Source organism: Amycolatopsis sp. NPDC114484 (assembly GCF_055633755.1).
Genome location: NZ_JBVKDQ010000006.1, coordinates 1 through 20,671, shown reverse-complemented (window position 1 = coordinate 20,671; position 20,671 = coordinate 1). Strand labels below are relative to the sequence as shown.

Annotated in this window: 17 protein-coding genes; 10 read left to right on the top strand and 7 right to left on the bottom strand. The window is 68.9% G+C overall.

Annotation, left to right across the window (positions count from 1 at the left end; genetic code table 11):
- Window positions 1-22 precede the first annotated feature (22 nt).
- Together ACZ7SW_RS16890 and ACZ7SW_RS16885 are read right to left on the bottom strand one after the other, a co-directional pair.
- The gene (locus ACZ7SW_RS16890) at window positions 23-1,189 is read right to left on the bottom strand and encodes a macrolide family glycosyltransferase (protein ID WP_470231327.1); all 1,167 of its coding nucleotides are present in this window, start codon (window positions 1,187-1,189) and stop codon (window positions 23-25) included.
- Between the two features lie 185 nt (window positions 1,190-1,374).
- Complete coding sequence (locus ACZ7SW_RS16885; protein WP_470231326.1) at window positions 1,375-2,400, bottom strand: hypothetical protein; 1,026 nt, start codon at window positions 2,398-2,400, stop codon at window positions 1,375-1,377.
- 329 nt (window positions 2,401-2,729) lie between these two features.
- On the opposite strand from ACZ7SW_RS16885, the gene ACZ7SW_RS16880 reads away from it, so the two are divergent.
- The 6 genes from ACZ7SW_RS16880 to ACZ7SW_RS16855 all read left to right on the top strand — a co-directional run bounded on the left by ACZ7SW_RS16880 (window position 2,730) and on the right by ACZ7SW_RS16855 (window position 7,900).
- Window positions 2,730-3,632 (top strand): ABC transporter ATP-binding protein, encoded by a 903-nt coding sequence (locus tag ACZ7SW_RS16880; RefSeq protein WP_470231325.1) that lies wholly within the window; start codon window positions 2,730-2,732, stop codon window positions 3,630-3,632.
- The gene (locus tag ACZ7SW_RS16875) at window positions 3,629-4,363 is read left to right on the top strand and encodes an ABC transporter permease (RefSeq protein WP_470231324.1); all 735 of its coding nucleotides are present in this window, start codon (window positions 3,629-3,631) and stop codon (window positions 4,361-4,363) included. Before ACZ7SW_RS16880 ends, ACZ7SW_RS16875 begins: the two co-directional genes overlap by 4 nt.
- Window positions 4,364-4,417: 54 nt before the next feature.
- Window positions 4,418-5,065, top strand: coding sequence for a hypothetical protein (locus tag ACZ7SW_RS16870; protein ID WP_470231323.1), 648 nt, complete (start codon window positions 4,418-4,420; stop codon window positions 5,063-5,065).
- Window positions 5,058-5,363, top strand: a complete 306-nt coding sequence (locus tag ACZ7SW_RS16865) for a winged helix-turn-helix domain-containing protein (RefSeq protein WP_344269543.1) — start codon at window positions 5,058-5,060, stop codon at window positions 5,361-5,363. The genes ACZ7SW_RS16870 and ACZ7SW_RS16865 overlap by 8 nt, the downstream gene beginning before the upstream one ends.
- Before the next feature lies 1 nt (window position 5,364).
- The gene (locus ACZ7SW_RS16860; RefSeq protein WP_470231322.1) at window positions 5,365-6,690 is read left to right on the top strand and encodes a DNA polymerase IV; all 1,326 of its coding nucleotides are present in this window, start codon (window positions 5,365-5,367) and stop codon (window positions 6,688-6,690) included.
- Window positions 6,691-6,784: 94 nt separating this feature from the next.
- Entirely contained in the window at window positions 6,785-7,900 is a 1,116-nt protein-coding gene (locus ACZ7SW_RS16855) for a CapA family protein (protein ID WP_470231666.1), read from the top strand.
- A gap of 350 nt (window positions 7,901-8,250) precedes the next feature.
- Here the strand turns inward: ACZ7SW_RS16855 and ACZ7SW_RS16850 are convergent, their stop codons facing one another.
- Window positions 8,251-9,273 (bottom strand): family 2 encapsulin nanocompartment cargo protein polyprenyl transferase, encoded by a 1,023-nt coding sequence (locus tag ACZ7SW_RS16850; protein WP_470231321.1) that lies wholly within the window; start codon window positions 9,271-9,273, stop codon window positions 8,251-8,253.
- 524 nt (window positions 9,274-9,797) lie between these two features.
- Here ACZ7SW_RS16850 and ACZ7SW_RS16845 point away from each other — a divergent pair.
- The 3 genes from ACZ7SW_RS16845 to ACZ7SW_RS16835 all read left to right on the top strand — a co-directional run bounded on the left by ACZ7SW_RS16845 (window position 9,798) and on the right by ACZ7SW_RS16835 (window position 13,514).
- A complete protein-coding gene (locus ACZ7SW_RS16845; protein ID WP_470231320.1) occupies window positions 9,798-10,559 on the top strand; it encodes a bestrophin-like domain in 762 nt (253 codons plus the stop codon).
- Between the two features lie 3 nt (window positions 10,560-10,562).
- The gene (locus ACZ7SW_RS16840; protein WP_470231319.1) at window positions 10,563-11,858 is read left to right on the top strand and encodes a DUF6923 family protein; all 1,296 of its coding nucleotides are present in this window, start codon (window positions 10,563-10,565) and stop codon (window positions 11,856-11,858) included.
- Window positions 11,859-11,948: 90 nt separating this feature from the next.
- Window positions 11,949-13,514, top strand: coding sequence for an esterase-like activity of phytase family protein (locus ACZ7SW_RS16835; protein WP_470231318.1), 1,566 nt, complete (start codon window positions 11,949-11,951; stop codon window positions 13,512-13,514).
- 6 nt (window positions 13,515-13,520) lie between these two features.
- Here the strand turns inward: ACZ7SW_RS16835 and ACZ7SW_RS16830 are convergent, their stop codons facing one another.
- The gene (locus ACZ7SW_RS16830) at window positions 13,521-14,534 is read right to left on the bottom strand and encodes an autoinducer 2 ABC transporter substrate-binding protein (RefSeq protein ID WP_470231317.1); all 1,014 of its coding nucleotides are present in this window, start codon (window positions 14,532-14,534) and stop codon (window positions 13,521-13,523) included.
- 98 nt (window positions 14,535-14,632) lie between these two features.
- Window positions 14,633-16,099, bottom strand: a complete 1,467-nt coding sequence (locus ACZ7SW_RS16825) for an alpha/beta hydrolase (RefSeq protein ID WP_470231316.1) — start codon at window positions 16,097-16,099, stop codon at window positions 14,633-14,635.
- 97 nt (window positions 16,100-16,196) lie between these two features.
- On the opposite strand from ACZ7SW_RS16825, the gene ACZ7SW_RS16820 reads away from it, so the two are divergent.
- A complete protein-coding gene (locus ACZ7SW_RS16820; protein ID WP_470231315.1) occupies window positions 16,197-16,655 on the top strand; it encodes a DUF4396 domain-containing protein in 459 nt (152 codons plus the stop codon).
- 3 nt (window positions 16,656-16,658) lie between these two features.
- Here ACZ7SW_RS16820 and ACZ7SW_RS16815 read toward each other — a convergent pair whose 3' ends face one another.
- The gene (locus tag ACZ7SW_RS16815; protein WP_470231314.1) at window positions 16,659-17,447 is read right to left on the bottom strand and encodes a hypothetical protein; all 789 of its coding nucleotides are present in this window, start codon (window positions 17,445-17,447) and stop codon (window positions 16,659-16,661) included.
- 52 nt (window positions 17,448-17,499) lie between these two features.
- Window positions 17,500-20,376, bottom strand: coding sequence for an AfsR/SARP family transcriptional regulator (locus ACZ7SW_RS16810; protein WP_470231313.1), 2,877 nt, complete (start codon window positions 20,374-20,376; stop codon window positions 17,500-17,502).
- Window positions 20,377-20,671: the final 295 nt, after the last annotated feature.

Here is a 20,671-nt window from a genome sequence, read left to right as displayed (position 1 = left end):
AGCCCGGGCAGGTCGTGCGTGCTTACTTCAAGAACCTCTCCACCGCGTCCGTAGCCGCGGTGATCCCGCCGTTGGCCCGGATTTCCGCGCGCAGTTCGGCCAACCGCGCGGCGACGTCCGGCGAGCTGCTGACCTCGTCAACGGCTTCGCGGAGGGACTTGGCCGTCACTTGGTCCGCGGGCAGGTGCTTGCCGACCCCCAACGCCTCCAGTTGCGCGGCGTTGCCGAACTGGTCGACGGCCTGCGGGATGGCGACCGTCGGGACGCCATACCAGAGGGATTCCGTGCAGCCGCCCATCCCGGCGTGCGTGATGAAGGCCGACGCGACGTCGAGAATCGCCAGCTGTGGAACCGTTTCGTGTGCCTCGACCGACTCCGGCAGCGGGCCGAGGTCGTCCTTCGAGACGTGCTTGCCGATGGAGAGCACGACGTGCCAGTCATCGAATTCGGTGATGCAGTGCCGGTAGATGTCCAGTTGGTCGTTGTACGCGGTGCCGAACGACACGAGCAGCACGGGTTTTCCGTCGGACGGCGGCGTCCAGTGCTCGGCTGCGCGCGCCGGGTCGAGGCACGGGCCGACGAACTGGACGCGGTCCTCGGGCACGCGGTCGGCGTTCGGCTGCATCGCGCGCGGGATCAGCGACAGGATCGGCACCGGTCGCGCGAGCCAGGTCCAGCCGTCTTCGGCGACGCCGTTCTCCGCTAGCCATTCGGTGAACATCCGGTTGTAGCCCAGTCCGGACGGCGAGTTGCGGAGTGGTTTGAGGATGTCGGCGAGCTCTTCCTCGTAGCCGTCCCAGGCGACGTAGGTAGGGGAGAGCTGCACCGCCGGTACGTCGTAGCGGAGGCCGAGCAGCGGGGCACCGAGGCCGCCGATGTCGTAAAGCAGCAGGTCCGGGCGGTCCTGGTCGAAGGTTTCGATCAGCTGCGGGTGGATCGCGATGGCTTCGTCGAGGAAGACGCGCATCGCTTCGGCCGGGTCCTCCGGCCACTCCGCGTCCGGGCCGAGCGGGAAGATCGTGGGATGCGCGACGACGTCCGAGCCGGTCGGTTCGACCAGTTCGGCGAGCGGTTCGCCCACGACGTAGCTGACGCGGTGCCCGCGTCGCACCAGTTCGCGGATGATTCCGAGCGAGGGGTAGACGTGGGAGGGCGCGGAACAGCCGACCACGACGATGTGCTTGCCCATGAGGCGAAAGTGTCCTTTCCGGACGAGATGCGGTCCGGCACGCGAAGCGGGGGCCGCCCGGCGGCGGGCGGCCCGGAAAGTCGTGCCGGGATCAGGACAGGCGGCAGCGGGCGAAGATCGTCATGGACCGGGACGGTAGTGCGGCTGGTGGTGGGGAGCAACCGGATTTGCCGGGATCCGGGCGTTCAGGCTGCCTCGTCATCGTGCGCTTCCAGACCAGGCAGCCACTCGTCGAGCACCTTGCGCAAACGCCGTTTGGTCTCGTCGCGCAGCTGCCCGGTGAGTGGGTCTACGCAGTAACGCACCACCGCTTCGTGGCGTTCGGGTGCCTTGCACATCAGCACTGCCAGAATTCGGACGATCGGCACCATCCGCTTGACCAACCCCAGCCAGCCGAGCGGCATCAGCGGCTTCAAGTGCTTCCAGATGCTGTTCACCGCAGTCCGCACCACGAATTCCTCGAGCGGAAGCCGGTCGCTCGCCCGTCGGGACTCCAGAACGAGCCGAGTCACGAGCTCCGGAACTTTGCCGGTCAATTTCTCGACGGTGTTGAGACCCTCGGAAAGCACATGGGCCAGTTGCGCGAGCAAGTCGCACCAGAAGTGGTCTGCCAGGGCGACTTTCGTCGTATCCGGGATGGGGCCGTGATGGGCCCGTTCGATGTCTCGGCGGACCACGTTGGTGAGTGCGTCGCCGAGTTGCTCCACCTGGTCGACCGCGTTGAGCATCGGCGGCGCGGCCAGGGTCGCTTCGGCATCGCTGCTCTCCTTGGCCGCTGAAGGTCCGGGTGCCGCGCCACCCGGCGCCGCAGCTTGCAGCGGCGATTGACCACTCGGCGCTGGCTGCTCTGCCGAGGCGTCGGGTACTGCGGTTTCGACGTGCTCGACGGCCTGCTTTCCTGATGCACTCCGGTAACCAGTCGAGTGACGGTGATTTTCGTAGTCGGCGGCGAGCCAGTCGACGATGTCAGCGACTACGGATTTTATGGCAGCACTCTTTTTGGGGTAGCTGATCCGGCGGTTTTCCGGGCGGTGTCCAACCCACGCGGCTCGCCATCTTTCGTCGGCCTTCTCGCGCAGTTCGTCGCGTCGGATTGGAGTGCTGTCCTTGGCCAGTGCGACAGCGCCGGTCCAACCATGTTTGGCACCCATGCACATCTTGCAGGCGCAGTGCTGGCTTCCCGCGCGCTCGCAGCTGGCCCAATGTTTCACCAATCCCCCTCGGATTCGCGGTAACTTCTCATCATTCCGGGCCGTCTGGGAATTTCTCTACCGCTGGTTCGGCGAATTGCGCACGGTGATGCGAAATGGAACCTGAGCCGAAATGCTCCTGCCTTTCAGCGACGCCGTGGTTCGTGTGGGTGAGGGGCGGGCGCCGGTGTGTCCGGGTTGGGGCAGTGGTTCGTCCGTCCGTGCCCTGGGGTCCGCGCCCGGGCGGGGGACGTACTTGCCGCGGTGAACAACTCCGCAGCGCCCACCACTTTCCATCTCAACCTACTTTGTGTTACAAAGTTGAGGACAGCGAAGCACTGGGGGACGAGATGACAGAAGCGTTCAGGCTGACCGGCCTGGTGAAGCAGTTCAAGCAGGTCCGCGCGGTCGATGGCGTGTCCGTGACGGTGCGGCGCGGCGAGGTCGTCGCGCTCCTGGGGCCGAACGGCGCGGGCAAGTCGACCACTATCGACATGCTGCTCGGGCTTGCCTCGCCGGACGAGGGGAGCGTGCAGGTGTTCGGCGGGGCCCCTCGGGCGGCGCTCGACTCCGGGCGGCTCGCGGCGATGGTGCAGAACGGGTTCCTCCTGCGGGACGTCACGCCGGCCGAGCTGGTCGAGTTGCATCGGTCGATGTTCCGGAATCCGTTGTCGGCCAAGGAGGTTTACGAACGGGCTGGCATCGGCGAGTTCGCGAAGCGGCGGTGCGGCAAGTTGTCCGGCGGGCAGCTGCAGCGGGTTCGGTACGCCCTCGCGCTCACCGGCGACCCTGAGCTGCTGATCCTCGACGAGCCGACGGCGGCGCTGGACGTCGACGCCCGGCGAGAGTTCTGGGCCTCGATGCATGAGTTCACGGCGGCTGGGCGGACAGTCCTCTTCGCGACGCACTACCTCGCTGAGGCGGAGGACTACGCGGACCGCGTCGTGTTGATGCGGCACGGGAAAGTCGTCGCGGACGGGGCGGTCGACGAGGTGCGCGCGAATGTGTCCGGGCGAGTGATCAGGGCAGTCGTACAGGGCGCCCGCGAGGAAGCTCTGGCCGCGCTGGACGGGGTCGCCAGTGCACGCGTTCAGGGCGACCGTGCGGAGCTTGGCTGTACTGACTCCGACCTGGCGATCCGGGCGTTGCTCACGGTATTCCCGCAGGCCAGCTCGATCGAGATCACCTCCGCGGGGCTTGAGGAAGCGTTCCTCGCCCTCACCTCCGACGAGCCGCAGGGGGCGCTCCGATGAACCTCGTCTACCTCCGGCTGGAGATCCTGCGCATCGTCCGCAGCCCGCAGTTCGCGCTGTTCACCATCGTGGTTCCGCTCGGCATGTTCCTGCTGTTCGGCGGGCTGTTCGGCGACCAGGTCGGCGCGAACGGCATCCGGGCGAGCGTCACGACGATGATCAACATGGGCGCGTACGGCGCGATGAGCGGCGCGTTGTTCACCGGCACCCGGGTCGCGACTGAGCGGACTGACGGCTGGCAGCGGCAGCTCCGGCTCACCCCGATGCGCGGGCCCGGCTACCTCGCGGTGAAGATCGCGTCTTCGATGGCGATGGCGTTGCCGGTGGTCCTGGTGATCTTCGTGGCCGGCGCGCTGCGCGGGGTGCAGCTGACCGCGGCCCAGTGGCTGCTCAGCGGGGTCTCGTTGTGGCTGGGCGCGCTGCCGTTCGCGGTGCTCGGCCTGCTGCTGGGGCTGTTCGGCAAGGGCGACACGGTCGGTGCGATGACTGGTGCGCTGATGCTGCCGCTCGGGGTGTTCGGCGGGCTGTGGATGCCGCTCGCGTTCCTGCCGGAATGGATGTCCACGCTCGCGCACTTCTTCCCTACGTACTGGCTCGGCCGCGTCGGCACGCTCCCGGTCGATCACGCGGGCGGTCTCGGCCTGGCGGTCGGTGTGCTGGCGGCGTGGCTGGTCGTGCCCGCGCTCGTGGTGGTGCGGCGGTTCCGGCTGGGCCCGGTGAAGGTCGCGTGACGTGTTAGCTTCCGTGCTGCATGCGGGGTCAGTACGGGGGAAGGGCGGTCCGGGGTGAACAACGACGCGGGGGACCCCGTCGAGGACGAGAGCGAGCCGCTGTCCGCGGCGGAATCGCTCGAACTCATCGCCCGGCAGAACGAACGGACGCGCCGGGAGCTGCGAGTCAGCCCCGCGCGTCTGTTCGCCGTCTGGGCGTTCACCTGGCTCGTCGGCTGGGGCCTCGTCTATCTCTCCGACGACCGGTCGGCGGCGCTGCTTCCCGGCTGGGCCGCCGGGATCGTCGTCGCTGTGCTGATGATGGGCGCGATCTTCTACTCGGCTTGGCACGGCAGCAAACCCAGCCGGGGGATCCGCGGCCCGTCGCGGCGGATCGGCGCGATGTACGGCTGGTCGTGGGGGATCTCCTTCGCCGCGATGTGCCTGATCGACATCCGGATCACCAAGCTCCTCCCCGAAGGCTCCGATCTCGTGCCGCTGCTGTGGTCGGGCACGTCGCTGCTGCTCACCGGAACGCTCTACCTCGCGGGCGGGATGCTGTGGCAGGACCTGCGGCAGTACTTCCTCGGCGGCTGGATCATCGTGTGCAGCGGGGCGAGCGTCCTGGTCGGCGTGCCGGGCAACTTCCTCGTCCTCTCGCTCGCCGGCGGCGGCGGATTCGCGGTCGCGGCACTGGTCTACGTGGTGCGGCCCCGTGGCTGAGCTGCCGGAGCTCGATCCCGTCATCCACGCCCAGGCGCGGCTGCGCGTCACGGTCGCGCTCGCCGGGCTGCGGCCCGCCGACCAGATCACCTTCCCCCGGCTGCAGCAGTTGCTGGAGATGACCGCGGGCAACCTCTCGACGCATCTGCGCAAACTCGAGGACGCCGAGTACGTCGAGATCACCAAGGCCTACGAGCACCGCACGCCGGTCACGCTGGTGCGGCTCACGAGCAAGGGCCGGGCCGCGTTCGAGAGCTACACCAAGGCGTTGCAACGGCTCCTGGACGCTGGAACCTGACATGTCTCGTTGGGTCGTGCACTTGGACCTCGACGCGTTCTACGCCTCCGCCGAACAGCTCACCCGGCCGACGCTGCGCGGGCGCGCGGTGGTGGTCGGCGGCACTGGACACCGCGGTGTTGTTGCCGGGGCGAGTTACGAATCCCGCGAGTACGGCGTGCGTTCGGCGATGCCGATGTCCCAGGCGCGACGGCTGCTTCCGGCCGGCGGAGTGGTGCTGCCGCCGCGGTTCCGGTTGTACGAGGTCCTGAGCAAGCAGGTCTTCGATGTCGTCGGCGAGGTCGCGCCGGTACTGGAACGGATTTCGCTCGACGAGGCGTTCGCCGAACCGCCCGCCTTGGCCGGCGCGTCGGTCGGGCAGGTGACCGAGTGGGCCGAGAATCTGCGGGCGCGGATCCGTTCGGAGACCGGGCTGACTGCGTCGATCGGTGCGGGAACTGGCAAACAGGTCGCGAAAATCGGCTCGGACCGGGCGAAGCCGGACGGTCTGCTCGTCGTGCCGCCGGGGACTGAGCGCGAGTTTCTGGCCCCGTTGCCGGTGCGCGCGTTGTGGGGGATCGGGCCGGTGGCGGAAGCGAAACTGCGCACGATCGGTGTCCTCACCTTGGGCGAGCTGGCGGCGTTGCCGGAGCCGGACGCGGTGTCGATGCTCGGTGGTGTGGTCGGCCGCGACTTGCGACGGCTGGCGAGCGGATTCGACGACCGTCCGGTCGCGGAACGCGGCGAAGCCAAGCAGGTGAGCGCGGAGACGACGTTCGACATCGACGTGGTCGACCTCGTCCGGTTGCGCGCGGAGGTAAGGAAAATCGCGGCTGGCGCGCACGCTCGGCTGGTGAAAGCGGGGCGCGTCGCGCGCACGGTGGTGATCAAGCTGCGGCATACGGACATGAGCACCGTGACTCGCTCCGAGACCACCGCGTCGCCGACTGACGACCTCGAACAGCTCGCGGCTACTGCGGAACGGCTGCTGCTCGACCCGCAGGAGTTTGGTGGCGTGCGGTTGGCGGGGGTCGCGTTCAGCGGGCTTTCGGTGCCGCACCAGGACGCGTTGTTCAGCCTGACTGTGCCTGCTGCGACGGAGGAGCCGGTGGTCACCTCGACCGCGGCGCCGTCGCCGGGCGGGAGTGCGCCGGTGTCGTCGTCGGGGTGGCGTCCGGGTGACGACGTGGTGCACGCCGAGTACGGCACGGGCTGGGTGCAGGGCGCGGGGCACGGCCGGGTGACGGTGCGGTTCGAGACGCGCACGTCCGGCCCGGGCGTCGCGCGGACGTTCGACCAGACCGATCCGGCGCTGACTCGCGGACAGCCCGCCGACTGCCTGGCTTGAGCATTTCGCCTGGTCACGACCGGGGTGTTAACCCACAAGAGTGATGAGGAAGGATGTGCCGGGCAGTCGGGCAAAGGGGATCATCATGACGAACATGCGCCGCGCCGCCGCCCTCGCCGGGGTCGCGCTGATGCTGACGGCGTGTGGGAGCGAAGCCGCTCCGCAACGCAGCGGATCGCCCGCGGCCGGGCCGTCGTCGTCGGCGGCCGCTTCGCCGGATTCGTTCACCGTCGTGGCGACCGGCGACGTGCTGATCCACCCGCGGCTCACCGAGCAGGCCGAGGCGGACGGCGGCGGAAAGATCGACTACCGGCAGCTGTTCGCCGGGGTCAAACCGCTCGTGTCCGGCGCGGATCTGGGGATCTGCCACCTCGAAACGCCGCTCGCGCCGGAAGGCGGGCCGTACAGCGGGTATCCGTCGTTCAGCGCGCCGCCGGAGATCGCGGACGCGTTGAAGGACACCGGATACGACACCTGTTCCACCGCGTCGAACCACACGCTCGACCAGGGCGCGGCGGGCGTCCAGCGGACGTTGGACAAGCTCGATCAGACTGGGTTGAAGCACACCGGCTCCGCGCGTTCGGCCGGGGAGGCGGAGAAACCGCTGATCCTGGACGTTCATGGGGTGAAGGTCGCGCAGCTGTCGTTCGCGTTCGGGTTCAACGGGATCAAGCGTCCGGCCGGGAAACCGTGGCTGGCCAACGAAATCGACCCGGACGAGATCCTGGCCGCGGCGCGTGCGGCGAAGGCGGCGGGGGCGGAGGTCGTGATCGCCAGCCTGCATTGGGGTGTCGAGTATCAGCATGACGTGACTGCTGAGCAGAAACAGCTGGCGCAGAAGCTGACGGCGTCGCCGGATCTTGACCTGGTCATCGGGCATCACGCGCACGTGGTGCAGCCGTTCCAGAAGGTCGGCGGCAAGTGGGTGGCGTTCGGGCTGGGCAATGAGGTCGCTCGGCACGACGAACCGCGCGGGTCCACTGAGGAAGGGGTCGCGGCGCGGTTCCGGTTCAGCCGGGCCGGCGGGCATTGGGCGGTGGACGAGGCCGAATACGTGCCGACGCTGATCGACCTCGGGCCGCCGATCCGGTTGCGGGACCTCACGACTGCGCCGCCGAGCCAGCGGGGGAAGGAAGCGCTCGCGGATACCGATGAGGTGGTGCTTTCTCGGGGCGCTGGGGATGACGGGTTGAACCGGCCGGGGCGGTGACGGTTCGGGTCGGTGGCGCGTTGATGCCCGCTGGGGCGGGATCGGCTGCGTGTGCTCGAAGTTGTCGTGGGATGCGTTCAGGGCGGTATCAGGGCGATCGCCCTGGACGGACGATCGCCCTGGACGGGTGCCCGGGTAGGTCGGGCGGTCGCCCTGGGCGGGCGTTCGTCCGGGTTGGGCGTTTGCCCAGGGCAGGTGTCCGGGCAGGGCGGTTGCTCTGGTTGGACGTTCGCCTAGGGCGGGCGTTCGGGTAGGGCGGTTGCCCTGGACGATCGCCCTGGACGGGTGCCCGCGTAAGTCGGACGATCGCCCTGGACGAGTGCCCGGGGTAAGTCAGGCGTTCGCCCGGGTCAGTGGTCCCGGCGGGTGATCAGCTCGGCCAAAGCAGTCAGCTCGGCCGTAGCCCGTGGGGTCGGGTTGGCGGCGGTCAGTGCGGTTAACGCGTCGGTGAGCAGTTCGTCCGCCTGGGCGTGGCTCCATGCTCGGCCGCCGGCCTCGTCGACCAGCGTCGCGGCTTTGGCTAGGCAATCGTCCGCCAGCGGCTGCCGGTACAGCATCGACAGTTCCTGTCCGGCTGAGGTGCCGGACGTGAGCGCGGCGACCACCGGCAGCGACTTTTTGCGGCTGCGCAGGTCCGAATAGACCGGCTTTCCGGTGACCGCTGGGTCGCCCCAGATGCCGAGGAGGTCGTCTACGTGTTGGAAGGCCAGGCCTAGCGACCGGCCGAAGCGGCCGAAACGTTCGACGTGTTCGCCGCGGCCGCCGACCACCAGCACGCCTAGCGTGCACGCCGCGCTCAGCAGGGCCGCCGTTTTGCCTTGGGCCATTCGTACGCATTCCGCGACCTCGACGTTCGTCCGTTGTTCGAACGCCAGGTCCTCGTGCTGGCCGTGCAGCAGGTCCAGTACCGCTGTGCTCAGCAAGCGCGCGGCGGCGGGGCCGTCGGGGGACAGGACGTCGAAGGCCAGGGCGAGCAGGGAGTCTCCGGCCAGCACGGCTTGTCCGGTGCCGAACACGGTCCAGGCGGTGGGGCGGTGCCGTCGCGTGCGGTCGCCGTCCATGACGTCGTCGTGCAGCAGCGAGAAGTTGTGCGCCAGTTCGACGGCCACCGCGGCCGGGATCGCGTCCTCCGGGTCTCCGCCGCAGGCCTCGGCACAGAGCAGCGCCAGCGCCGGGCGCAGTGCTTTGCCTCCGGACGCGCTCGTCGCGGTTCCGGTCTCGTCCCACCAGCCGAGGTGGTAGCCGGCGATCCGGCGCATCGACACGGGCAGCCGGTCCACCGCCGCCCGCATCGCCGGTTCCCACCGGCTGCGGCTCCAGTCCAGCACCTCGGCCACGGAGCGGGTGCCGGTGCGGGCGTCCACCGTCGTCATCGTCGCATCGCTTCCCTGCGCGGCGCGGCGGCCAAAGTGGACAGTGCGGCGGGGTCGATGACGGTCACTGCGAAACCACCTAACGTCGAAAACGCCCGGGAACACGGAGCGACACAGTTTTTCCGGGAGTGGGCAAGGAATGCGAATCGAAAAGCGGCGCCGCGGATCAACATAGCAAGTGTGATCACCCCGACAATCACTCGATCGGGTAGCCGGGTCCGGTTCACCTGTTCGCCGAAGCTCCTTTTCGGACATCGCCGGTGCTGTTGTCAGGTCGACAACCAGGAGTGCGTCACGGTGGGTCTGCTGTCGTGACCCGGTCGTGTTCGCGGGGTTGGGATCCGAACCGTTTCCCTTGCGGGGAAAGGGCATTCGGGGGAACCGGTATCCGGCCACTGCTCCGATCCGGCGAACCGCGGCGGTGCCTGACGGCCACCAGGCTGAATCGCGCGTTCCGCCGTTGTCCGTTCCGGAATCGGCTGGATAGCGTCGGCCAGCGTATTTACCCGCGCGAAAGGAACCGGATGAACGTCTACGTGACCGGGGTGTTCTGGGTCGTCGGCGCGGCGATCGCGGCCGCGGTGATCGGCTACCTCGTCCGGCGCTTCGGCTGGGACGAGGGCCGCCGCGACAACAACGACGCCGCGGGCCAGGTGTTCACCATCGTCGGCGGGCTGCACGCGGTCCTGGTCGCCTTCGTGCTGATCTCGCTCTTCGACGCCGTCATGTCCACCCGCGAAGGTTCCTACACCGAGGCGGAAGGCCTGGTCGCCGCGACCTGGTCGGCTCAGGCGCTGCCTGGGGACACCGGCGAACAGGTGCGGCACCTCGCGATCGCTTATGCGACGACAGTGTCGAAGCAGGAATGGCCACGGCTCATCGACGACGGGCCGATCCCGGACACCGGCTGGACCCAGCTCGACCAGATGCGCCGCGTGGTCGCCAGCGCGCAGGCCGGGGACGACTGGACGAACGACCGCAAGAAGGACGCCGCCGCCCAGCTCTGGCAGGTCTACCAGGCCCGGCAGACCCGGCTCACCGGCGCGGAAACCGACGGCGTCGGCTCGGTCATGTGGTTCGCGCTCATTCTCGGCAGCGTGATCTCGGTGCTGCTGCCGAACCTCTTCGGCGGCACCCGGATGGCCGCGCACCTGGTGATCGTGTCGACGCTGGCGGGCACGATCGTCCTGCTGCTCTATGCGATCTACCAGCTGCAGAACCCTTACGCCGGCGGCGCGAACGTGCATCCGGACGCGTTCACCGGTGCGATCTCGCGGCTCGGCTGACCGGTGCGAGGTTCCCGGTACCTGACTGTGGTGGCCGCCGCGGCCGCGGTCGCCGGGCTGCTCGTCGCGTCCGGCTGGCTGGCTCCCGCGCGGCAGCGCGCGGCCGCGACGTCCTGCCGCGTGCTGCAGGTCGAAAGCCGCGACAGGTGGTCGTCCGACATCGTGCGGTTGACGTTGCCCTCCGGCGCTCGGAATCTGTTGCACCACAGTCCTTTCGCGCTGAATGCCATCGCGTATTCGGCGGCGCAGGATGTGACGTACGGCGTCGCCGACGGCCGTTTCCGCGACGGCTCGCACGCGGTGCGGATCGACTCCGACGGCGAGCTGACCGATCTCGGCCCGGTCGGCCGCGACACCCACCACGGAGTTTGGAGCTGGATCACCGGCGCGACGGCCGGGGCGATGTCCGGCAACTCCTGGTACGTGAAGCGGGCTACCAGTCTGTACACAGTGGACGTTGACCCGCGCAGCCCCGGTTATCTCACCGCGACCGGACCGGTGCTGCTGCATTCGTGGTGGCTCGCCTCGGGGGTCGACGATTTCGCGTACAACCCCGAGGACGGTCTGCTGTATGGGGTTTCGTCCACGGCAGAGGGCACGGTGGTCACGGTGAATCCGGTGAGCGGACAGGTCGCGAAGGTGCCAGGGGAGCGGTTCCCGGACGCGACTTACGGTTCGGTCGTGTTCGGGCCGGACCACAAGCTCTACGCGACAGCGAACTGGATCGACGGACGGAGCGTCACGTACCGGATGGACGGCGGTTCCGCGGTCGAGGTGAGCACTGGGCCGCCGTTGGTGCTTTCCGACGGTGCCGGGTGCTCGGCAGAGCCGCCACCCCCGCCGCCACCGCCGCCACCTCCTCCGACGACGTCGTCCTCGGCACCGCCGCCGTCGTCGTCTCCGATGCCTCCTCCCACGCGCTCGCCGACGCTTTCTCCCACGCCTTCGCCGACTCCGTCGACTTCGGCGAGCCCCACCCCGTCCTCAACCCCGCCACCCCCGCCGCCCCCGCCATCCCCGGTGCAGACCCAGCCGAATCCGATCGTGCCCACCCCCACCCCCACCCCGACCCCGACGCATCCCCCGCAGCCGCGGGACGAACTCATCCAGCCCATCCCGATGCCGCAACCCCCCGCGCCGCCGCGTGCCGCTCCGGTGAAGGCGAGCCAGAAACTTCCCGAGAAACGCGCGACGAAAGCGCGCAACAACGTGAAGAAGCAGCGTCGCTGGGGTGTCACGGCGATCCTGCTGATCGTCGGAGGAGGTGCGGTAGCGGCTCGAGCACGGCGCGCTCGTTAACGCGGCAGTCGTCTCGATGACCGCCGTTGTCCAACTCGGCCGTCAAGACTTCCCCGGGCGTCGAAACGACGCCAGAGGAGGAGAACGCCGATGAAACGCGTGAAGATCGGGCTGGTCGCCGGGGCGCTGGTGCTGCCGCTGGCCGCCGCGGGCCCGGCCGAGGCCAAGGGCCGTCCGGACGACCATTACCGGGTGCGGGCCGGGCACACGCTGCAGGTACGCGGCGATGCTCAGCGCGACGGTGCGGTGGTGCGGCACACCGACCCCGGGCACGGCGCGCTGGCCATCGGCCCGGACGGGGCGTTCCGCTACACGCCCGCCGCCGGGTTCACCGGACGCGACACGTTCACCTACACCGTCAGCGACGCGGTCCGGCTGTACCCGACGGACTTGCCGCCGCTCGGCACGATCGGCGGCGTCAAGATCACCGGCGGCGGATACGGTTCCGCGCTCACTCCGGTGCCGGGTTCGCGCGACGAGTTCTACGGCCTCACCGACCGCGGCCCGAACGTCGACGCGCCGGACGGGTCCAAAGTGGAGCCGATCCCGTCGTTCACGCCCGCCGTCGGGAAGTTCCGGCTCAAGGGCGGGAAAGCGGTGCTGGAGCGGAACATTCCACTGCGCGCAGCCGATGGTTCGCCGTACAACGGCCAGGTCAACACCCTCGCGAACACCGGCGAGACGATCGTGGACCTGAGCGGCAAGAAACTGCCCGCGTCGCCGAACGGCTACGACTCCGAGGGCTTGGTCGCCCAGCGCGACGGGACGCTCTGGGTGTCCGACGAGTACGGCCCGTTCATCACGCACTTCCGCGCTGACGGTCGCGCGATCGAGCGGCTCTCGCCGTTCGACGGTTCGCTGCCGAAGGAGCTGAAGAACCGCGTGCCGAACAAGGGCATGGAGGGGCTCGCGCTCACTCCGGACGGCCGGACGCTCGTCGGCGTCATGCAGTCCGCGCTGCAGCAGCCGGATCTCGCGAAGAAGCCCAGCAAGGTCCCGGCGCTGCGGATCGTGACGGTCGATCTGAAGACCCGCGCCACGCACGAGTACGCGTACCTGCTCGACAACCCGGACGAGACCGGCACCGCGGTCTCTGAGATCACCGCGCTGTCGGCGACCCGGTTCCTCGTGGACGAGCGCGACGGCAAGGCCGAGCCCGGCGCGTACAAGAAGCTGTTCGAGATCGACCTGAGCAAGGCGACTGATCTCGGCCCGGCGGCCAAGGTGCCGGGCGCGACCTACGACGCGGCCAAGGGCGGACTGCTCGTCGACGGCGGCAAGAGCATCGAGGCGTACGTCGGCAAGGCCACCACCGCCGAGGCTGCGGATGCTCTGAAGAAGGTTGGCGTGACGCCGGTTTCGAAGAAGCTGTTCCTCGACGTCGGCGGGCTGGTGACCGGGCTCGATCCGAATGGCGGCTTCTTCGGCCATGACAAGGTGGAAGGCGTCGCGACGACCGACGGCGGCCGCACCGTAGTGATCAGCAACGACAGCGACTTCGGCATCGACGGTGTCGCGAACTCGACGGCTCCGTACACCCTGCACGCCAAGACACAGCCGAACGGCCGCCAGGACGACGGCGAGTACCTGCAGGTGGACATGACGAAGCTGCCGGCGCGGACGCGCACGCTGACGGTGACCATCGAGGTGCGCTGAGCGGCGTCAGTACTTGAACTGATCCACGTTGTTCTGCGTGATCAGCAGGGGATCGCCGAGCAGGACCGTCCGGGTGGCCGCGTCGTAGCGCACCGCGGGAAGCTCCGGGCTCACGTTGTTGCTGGGCCGGAGCGAGGTGCCGGTCGCGAGCTGCTCGGCGGTCCAGGCGGTCAGGTAGCCGAGGGATTCGACGTTCCACAGCACCGTCATGGAGCAGGAACCGTCGACCAGGTACGGCTTCATCGTCTGCGGCGTGCCGGTGCCGACAGTGAATACCTGGCCGATCTTTTGCTGATCACGCACCGCCCGTGCGATGCCCGGCGTCGCCGTCGTGCACTGGCCGATCAGCCCGATGAGCTTCGGATGCCGGTTGAGGATCTCCTTCGCCAGCTTCGTGGCAGTGGTGGTGTCCTCGTCGGCGTACACCGTCTCGGCCAGCTTCGCACGCGGATAGCGTTGTGCCGCATAGGCTTTCTCGGCTTCGATCCACGAGTTGAGGTTCGCCGCGGTCCGCCCGCACGAGACGATCGCGTACTCGCCGGCCCCGCCGGTCTTCTTCATCAGCGAGTCGACCAGTGCCGAACCGATGCCCTCGGCCGTCGTCTGGTTCACGAAGACCTCGCGCTGCGAATCGGCGGCGTCGGTGTCCGTGGTGAGCACGTGGATGCCCTTCGCCCGCGCCTCCGCGATCGTCGGGGCCAGCTCCGCCGGATCGTTCGGGGCCACCGCGATGACGTCGACGCGTTCGGCGATGAGCTGCCGCAGGATCGCCGTCTGCGCCTCCGGGTCGACCGTCGCCGGGGCGCGGGTGAACCACTTCGCGCCCAGCCGTTCGGAGGCCAGTATGCCGCCGGCGTTCATCGCGTCGAAGTACGGGATCCCGCCGATCTTCGGCACGAAAGCGATCTTCGCCGGCTCCGGAGCCGAGTCCGACAGGACTGGCGAGCAACTGGCCGCCACCACCGCCGCGGTCGCCACCAGCGCCGCACCCAGCACGACCGTTTTGGTCCGCCCTCGCATCCCCCACCGTTCCCCGGCTACTTGCCCTGGCAGCCGAAGGTAGGGCCAGTGACGGCAGGGGGTCAACCGAACGCGATCAAACGGTTACGCAAACGAGTTCAACCGCTGGATGGCGCAGCCCCCTCTCCGCCCGCCGGACATGTCCCGTCCCCGGGCAGTTCACCGGTCAGCAGCAGGTAGTGCGCGGCCTTGTCGTCGACGCACGGGTTGGGCTCGTTGAGGTAGGCCGCGTGGTTGCCGCCGCCGTCGACGAGCAGGCTCGAACCGCGCAGCACCCGGTGCATCCGCTGCGCGCCCGCCAACGGCGTCGCGGCGTCGTCTTTCCCTTGCAGCAACAGGATCGGCGGCACCGGCACGGAGCCGATCCGGACCTCCGGCGACGGCGGGACCCGCCAGAACGCGCACGGGGCGCTGTACCAGCTGTTGAGCCAGGCGAACAGCGGCGCGGTCGTGGCCGACTTCGCGGTGTCCGCGTGCCAGGTCGCCCAGTTGCGCGGCCAGCCCGCGTCGGCGCAGTTGTAGGCGAGCTGGGCGGGATCGACCGCGTACTGGGCCTGTCCGGCGGCGATGTTCAGCCCGGTGGAATCCCCGCCCCGGTGGCTCGCGACCGCCTGCATCAGCGACGGCCAGGCCCAGTCGCCGTACATCGCGGACGACAGCAGATCGTCCAATTCGGACACTCCGGTCTTGCCGTCCGCCGGTGGTGCCGCGAGTTTCTCGCGCAGCTCGTTCCAGGAAGCCTTCACGGCGGACGGGGTGGTGCCGAGGTGATACGTGCTGTCGCGCCCCGCGGTCCACGCGAACAGTTGCTCAGCGCGCGCCTGCAGGGCCCCGTTTTGCTGGAACTGCGTTTGATACGTGGTGACTGTCGGATCGACGACGCTGTCCAGGATCATCCGGCCGGTGTGCGCCGGGAACAGCGTCGCGTATGCGGCTCCGAGCTTGGTGCCGTAGGAATAACCGAGGTAGTCGATCTTGTCCTTGCCGAGTGCTGCACGGATCCGGTCCATGTCGCGGGCGGCGTTCTCGGTGGTGACGTGGGGAAGCAGGTCTTTCCCGTTCTCCGCGCACTGCGCCGCGATCTGTTTGGCCAGGTCTTCGCGTTCGCGCTCTTGCTGAAGCCCGGCTGGCCGGTACGGCGCCGCCGGATGCGGCGTGAGTTTCGAGGTGCCGCCACAGGAAACCGGTGTGCTCGCACCGATTCCGCGCGGATCGAAGCTGAACACCGCGTACTGCTGCGCGACGTCCTGCGGCAATTGGCTGAACACGAGCTTCTCGGTGCCGAGCCCGGACGCGCCTGGGCCGCCAGGGTTCACCAGGAGGAAATGCGGCGCACTGAGACTGCCCATGCCGGACACGGTGAGGGTGATCTGCTTCCCGTCCGGTTTCGCGTAGTCGAGCGGCACCCGCAGGCTCGCGCACGACACTTGCCGGGGTGTCCCGGCCGGGCATTCGCCCCACTTGAGCGGGGACGACTGCGCGCTGGCCGGAGCGGTGAGGAAGCTTCCGAGGAGGAGAACGAGGACGAATGCGGTGGCGCAACGGCGCGCCGAGTTGATCACCACCCTTCCGGTTATACCGATTTGCCGAGGGCTTCGGGCGACGGTCATCACATCGGGCGACCTTGCGCCCTTGATACCCCGCAGGGGTATAGTCAACCGCATGAACGAGCACCCGCACGGAGCGTCTTGGTCCACCGCCGCCCAGGCGACGCTGCACTGCCTCACCGGGTGTGCCATCGGCGAAGTGCTCGGCATGGTTCTCGGCACCGCGTTCGGCCTGCACAACGCGGCCACCGTGGTGCTGTCCATCGTGCTGGCGTTCGTCTTCGGCTACGCCCTCACTATGCGCGGCGTGCTCAAGTCGGGGCTCGCGCTCGGGGCCGCCTTCAAGGTCGCGCTCGCCGCCGACACGGTGTCGATCGCGGTCATGGAGGTCATCGACAACACCGTCGTCGTGGCGATCCCGGGCGCGATGGACGCGGGATTGTCGAGCGGATTGTTCTGGCTGTCACTGGCCTTGTCGCTCGCGATCGCCTTCGTGGTCACGGTTCCGGTCAACAAGTGGATGATCGGCCGCGGTCGCGGGCACGCGGTCGTGCACGCCCACCATCAGCACTGAGGTTCAGCAGGGCGGCACCGGCGAATCGGCTCGGAGATAGGCCTCGGGCACATAGTGTCCAGGGCCGATCCGGTTCCAGCGCGTGGTTCCGTCCACCGCTTCGCCTCGCACGGAACACTCGATCGGCACCTGTGCGGAATCGGCGGCCAAACCGGCTGGCGGCGCGTCGGTGTCCGCCGACGAACGCACGACCAGCGGAGCCCCGCCGGTCACCACGCCGGCGGCCGGAGCGGTGCCAGTCCAGAGGAAAGTGACGTCCACGTAGCTGCTGCCTTTGAGGCCGAGGCCGTCCCAGAACGTGCCGTCGGCCAGGTCGAGACCGGCTGGATTGCGCACGGTGCGGCCGTGTTCGTCCTTGCCTCCGTTGAAGCCGTTTTGGTACGCCGCTTGTGCTTCTGGAACGCCTTGGGGCAGCGAACCGAACTGCGCGCGTCGCTCGGCGGGGTTCCAGTAGTCGTCGTGTTCGTTCCACGGCCCGACATCCCACACCGGTGCGTATTCGCAGCGCGCGCCGTCGGTGCGGCACACCTGGACGGTGAAGGTCCCTCTTCCCTTGGAAGACACCGTTTTCGTCGAGGGAAGCGCCACGAAATGGTCCCGTTCGGTGATCCGGTGCCCGCTTGAAGTGGTGCCGCCGACGAGCCCCTCGCGGGTCGCGTAGAGGCGGTAGGTCAGCGGTCTTTCCAGGACTCTTCTGCCGTGCTTGGGTTTGGCCGAGACGGGAGCCGGAGTCGACAAAGCGATAACCGCCACTGCGAGAAGGACGTGACCAGCCGCTTTCCTGGTGTTCATCAGCGCATCGTGGCCCGGCGCGCGGGATTGGCCGCGCACCTTCGCCCGCGCGTCAGGCGGACACGATCCGGTGCGGTCCGGTTTTGCGCGGCCGGTCGTCGACCGGGGCGTCGGCGGAGAGCTCCCGGCGGATAGCCCGGGCGCGTTCGACGTAGCTGCGGGACCGTTCGGGCTGGCTGAGCGCGGAGTGGAGTTCGCCGAGGAGCTGGGAGACATGGGCTTCGGAACGGCGGTCTCCGTTGCGGCGGTGCACGCTCAGCGAGTTCACCAGCAGCAGCTGCGCGTGCGCGAGATCGCCGCTGTACAGGCAGAGTTCGCCCAGGTTCTGGTTCGCGTAGCCGACGCAGTGGTCGTCGCCGAGATCGGTGAACACGGCGATGGCGCGCGTGACGTGTTCGCGCGCTTCGCCGAGGTTGCCTTCGCGTTGGTGCAGAAGCCCGAGTCGTTGCAGCGCGTGGGCTTCCCGGTGCCGATCGCCGATCTCGCAGGACAGTTCCAGCGCGTCGGTGTACCAGCGGCGGGCGGTCGCGTAGCACTTGCGCGCGACCCAGATCGACCCGATCGCGATCCGGATTACCGCTTCGCCATGCGGGTCGCCTGCTTCGCCGAACAATCGGAGTGCTTCGTGACAGGGCTCGAGTGCGCGGTCGGTTTGGCCTTGCATCCGTAACACCGTGCCGAGGCCGGCGTGTGCCTCGCCGAGACCTTGCTGATCGCCAATGCGTTGGTACAGCTCGCGCGCGGCTTCGAAGGCGACCATCGCGTCCGCGTCGTTGTCTTGGTACAGCAGGACTTGACCGAGGTTGCGCTGGACGACGGCCTCGCCGCGGAGCGCGCCTGCTCGGCGTGCCGCTTCCAGGGCGATCAGATGGGTGGCGTGCCAGTCGTCTTGGTGGCCGCGGAGGTCGAAGTACGGGGTGAGGGCGGCGGTGAGCCGCCAGGTCAGGTCGTCGAAACCGCGTTCGGCGGCCAGCTCGACGGCGGCGACACAGGTGGCGCGTTCGGCGGCGAACCAGGCGGCGGGGTCGGTCAGCAGGCGGTCCGCTTCCGGCGGCAGGGCTGGGTCGGTGTCGTCGTGGTACTGGCCGAAGAAGTGGATCGGCATTCGTGCGGCGGCTTCCACTGCCAGCGCTAAATATCCCTCCAGAACACGGCCGACTGCCTTGCGGGTTTCGTCGGGCTCGGCCAGCTCGGCGGCGTACACGCGCAGGAGGTCGTGCAGGCGGTATCGCGGTTGGCCCGCGACGTCGGTGGCCACGAGTTCCACCAAGTGTGCGTCGACGAGCACGTCGAGGACGTCGTCGGCGGACGCGCGGCCCAGGACTGCGGCGACTGCCCAGGCCGGGAATTGCACCGGGCCCAGCGCGCCTAACCGGCGGAAGGCCGCGGCGGCGGACATGGGCAGGAGGTCGTAGCTCAGGGTCACGCTCGCCCGGACGGCCAGATCGCCGACGCGCAGCTCGTCGAGACGGCGGTGTTCGTCGTGGAGACGGTCGGCGAGGATGCGCAGGGACCAGGTCGGGCGGTGGGTCAGTTTGGCCCCGGCGACGCGGATCGCCAGCGGCAGATGTCCGCATTGGCGCAGGATCGCGGCGGCGTCTTCGGGTTCGGCGGCTACTCGTTCGTGGCCGACGATGCCTTCCAGCAGGCGGGCGGCTTCCGGCTCGGGCAGCAGGTCGACGTCCACCGGGACCGCGCCGGGCAGATCCGGCAGGCGGATCCGGCTGGTGACCAGCACTGCGCACGCGCCGGCGCCCGGGAGCAGCGGGCGTACTTGGGCGGCGCTGCCCGCGTCGTCGAGGACGACGCACATTCGGCGGCCGGCGAGCTGGGAACGCAGCAGCGCGGCGCGTTCCGCCAGATCCCGGGGCAGGCCGGGATCCGGGATGCCCAGGGCGCGCAGGAGTTCGGCCAGGACGCTCATCGGCGAACGCGGGGACGACGAGGTTCCGGCCAGGTCCACATGCAACTGCCCGTCCGGGAAAACGGTGCGGACCGCGTGCGCTACCCGTACGGCGATTGAGGACTTGCCGATTCCCGGCGCGCCGGACAGGACGACGATCGTGGGGCGTTCGGCTTCGGCGTGCTGGCGGAGTTTCGCGACCAGGCGCTTGATTACCTCGCCGCGGCCGGTGAAATCTGGCAGGTCCAGGGGCAGCTGGCAGATCGGCGGAACCTTGGCGCACGGGACTTCGAGCGTGGTGCGGAGTTCGCGGAGTGCCGCGCCGGGGCTCGCGGACAGTTCGTCGGCGAGGGTTTGTTCGACTAGTTCGTACGCTTCCGCGGCTTCGGTGGAGCGGCCTGCGTCGCGGAGCGCGGTGATGAGGTGGTGCCAGAGTTCTTCGCGCAGCGGGTGTTCAGTGACCAGGGCGCGGAGTTCGGCGATGACTTCGTTGTGGCGGCCAAGGGTCAGGCGGGCGCGGAGGCGTTGTTCTTGCACTGCCAGGCGCAGCTCGTCCAGGCGGGCGACGGTGGGGCCCCAGGTCGGGTCGTGGGGGAGGCCTTCCAGCACTTCGCCGCGCCAGAGGGCGTGGGCTTCGTCCAAGAGGGTCAGGGCGGTTTCCGGATGGTCCTGGGTTTCCCAGGCCTGGGTGGCGAGGCGGGTGAAGACCAGGTGGTCGAGTTCGTCCTCCGGGACGGTGAGGAGGTAGCCGGAGGCTCGGCTGGTGATGCGGTCGGCCAGATCCGGGGAGGTTTCGGCGAGGCGGCGGCGGAGGGAGTGGACGTAGGTGCGGATGTTGGCGGCCGCGGAGCGCGGGGCGGTGGTCGGCCAGAGGACTTCGACCAGGGCTTCGGTGGACACGACGATGTTGGGCTGGAGGGCCAGTGCGGCCAGGAGCAAGCGGGGCTTCGGGCCGCCCAGCGGTACGGCCCGGCCCTCGGCGATGACCTCCAGCGGCCCCAGGATCCGGAAGGTCAGCGAAATCAATTTACCCGCCTTGGCGGCAAGGTCCCCATGGTCGGCATGCTAGGAGCGTTTGCGGCGGTTAGCTAGATCCACTTGGGGAGGAATACCCCATAAGGGGTGATATCGGGGGGTGGATGTCGCTGGGGTGAATTGGTTTCACGTGTGCGGGGCGGAGGGGGTGGCTCGTCGCCTGGCGGCGACGTTGCGCATCGTTGTTGCGTGGGGCACCCCGAAGCTTGATTGTGCTGACGGTCTGGGGTTGCTTGTCAAGGCGGGAAAGATGCCTTGACAAGCAACCCCAGACCGCAGGGAGGCT

Excerpts from the sequence above, each read along its gene's own strand:
- ACZ7SW_RS16890 (WP_470231327.1), bottom strand. The coding sequence starts at position 1,189 with ATGGGCAAGCACATCGTCGTGGTCGGCTGTTCCGCGCCCTCCCACGTC.
- ACZ7SW_RS16880 (WP_470231325.1), top strand. The coding sequence starts at position 2,730 with ATGACAGAAGCGTTCAGGCTGACCGGCCTGGTGAAGCAGTTCAAGCAG.
- ACZ7SW_RS16875 (WP_470231324.1), top strand. The coding sequence starts at position 3,629 with ATGAACCTCGTCTACCTCCGGCTGGAGATCCTGCGCATCGTCCGCAGC.
- ACZ7SW_RS16860 (WP_470231322.1), top strand. The coding sequence starts at position 5,365 with ATGTCTCGTTGGGTCGTGCACTTGGACCTCGACGCGTTCTACGCCTCC.
- ACZ7SW_RS16855 (WP_470231666.1), top strand. The coding sequence starts at position 6,785 with ATGCGCCGCGCCGCCGCCCTCGCCGGGGTCGCGCTGATGCTGACGGCG.
- ACZ7SW_RS16850 (WP_470231321.1), bottom strand. The coding sequence starts at position 9,273 with ATGACGACGGTGGACGCCCGCACCGGCACCCGCTCCGTGGCCGAGGTG.
- ACZ7SW_RS16845 (WP_470231320.1), top strand. The coding sequence starts at position 9,798 with ATGAACGTCTACGTGACCGGGGTGTTCTGGGTCGTCGGCGCGGCGATC.
- ACZ7SW_RS16835 (WP_470231318.1), top strand. The coding sequence starts at position 11,949 with ATGAAACGCGTGAAGATCGGGCTGGTCGCCGGGGCGCTGGTGCTGCCG.
- ACZ7SW_RS16830 (WP_470231317.1), bottom strand. The coding sequence starts at position 14,534 with ATGCGAGGGCGGACCAAAACGGTCGTGCTGGGTGCGGCGCTGGTGGCG.
- ACZ7SW_RS16820 (WP_470231315.1), top strand. The coding sequence starts at position 16,197 with ATGAACGAGCACCCGCACGGAGCGTCTTGGTCCACCGCCGCCCAGGCG.
- ACZ7SW_RS16815 (WP_470231314.1), bottom strand. The coding sequence starts at position 17,447 with ATGAACACCAGGAAAGCGGCTGGTCACGTCCTTCTCGCAGTGGCGGTT.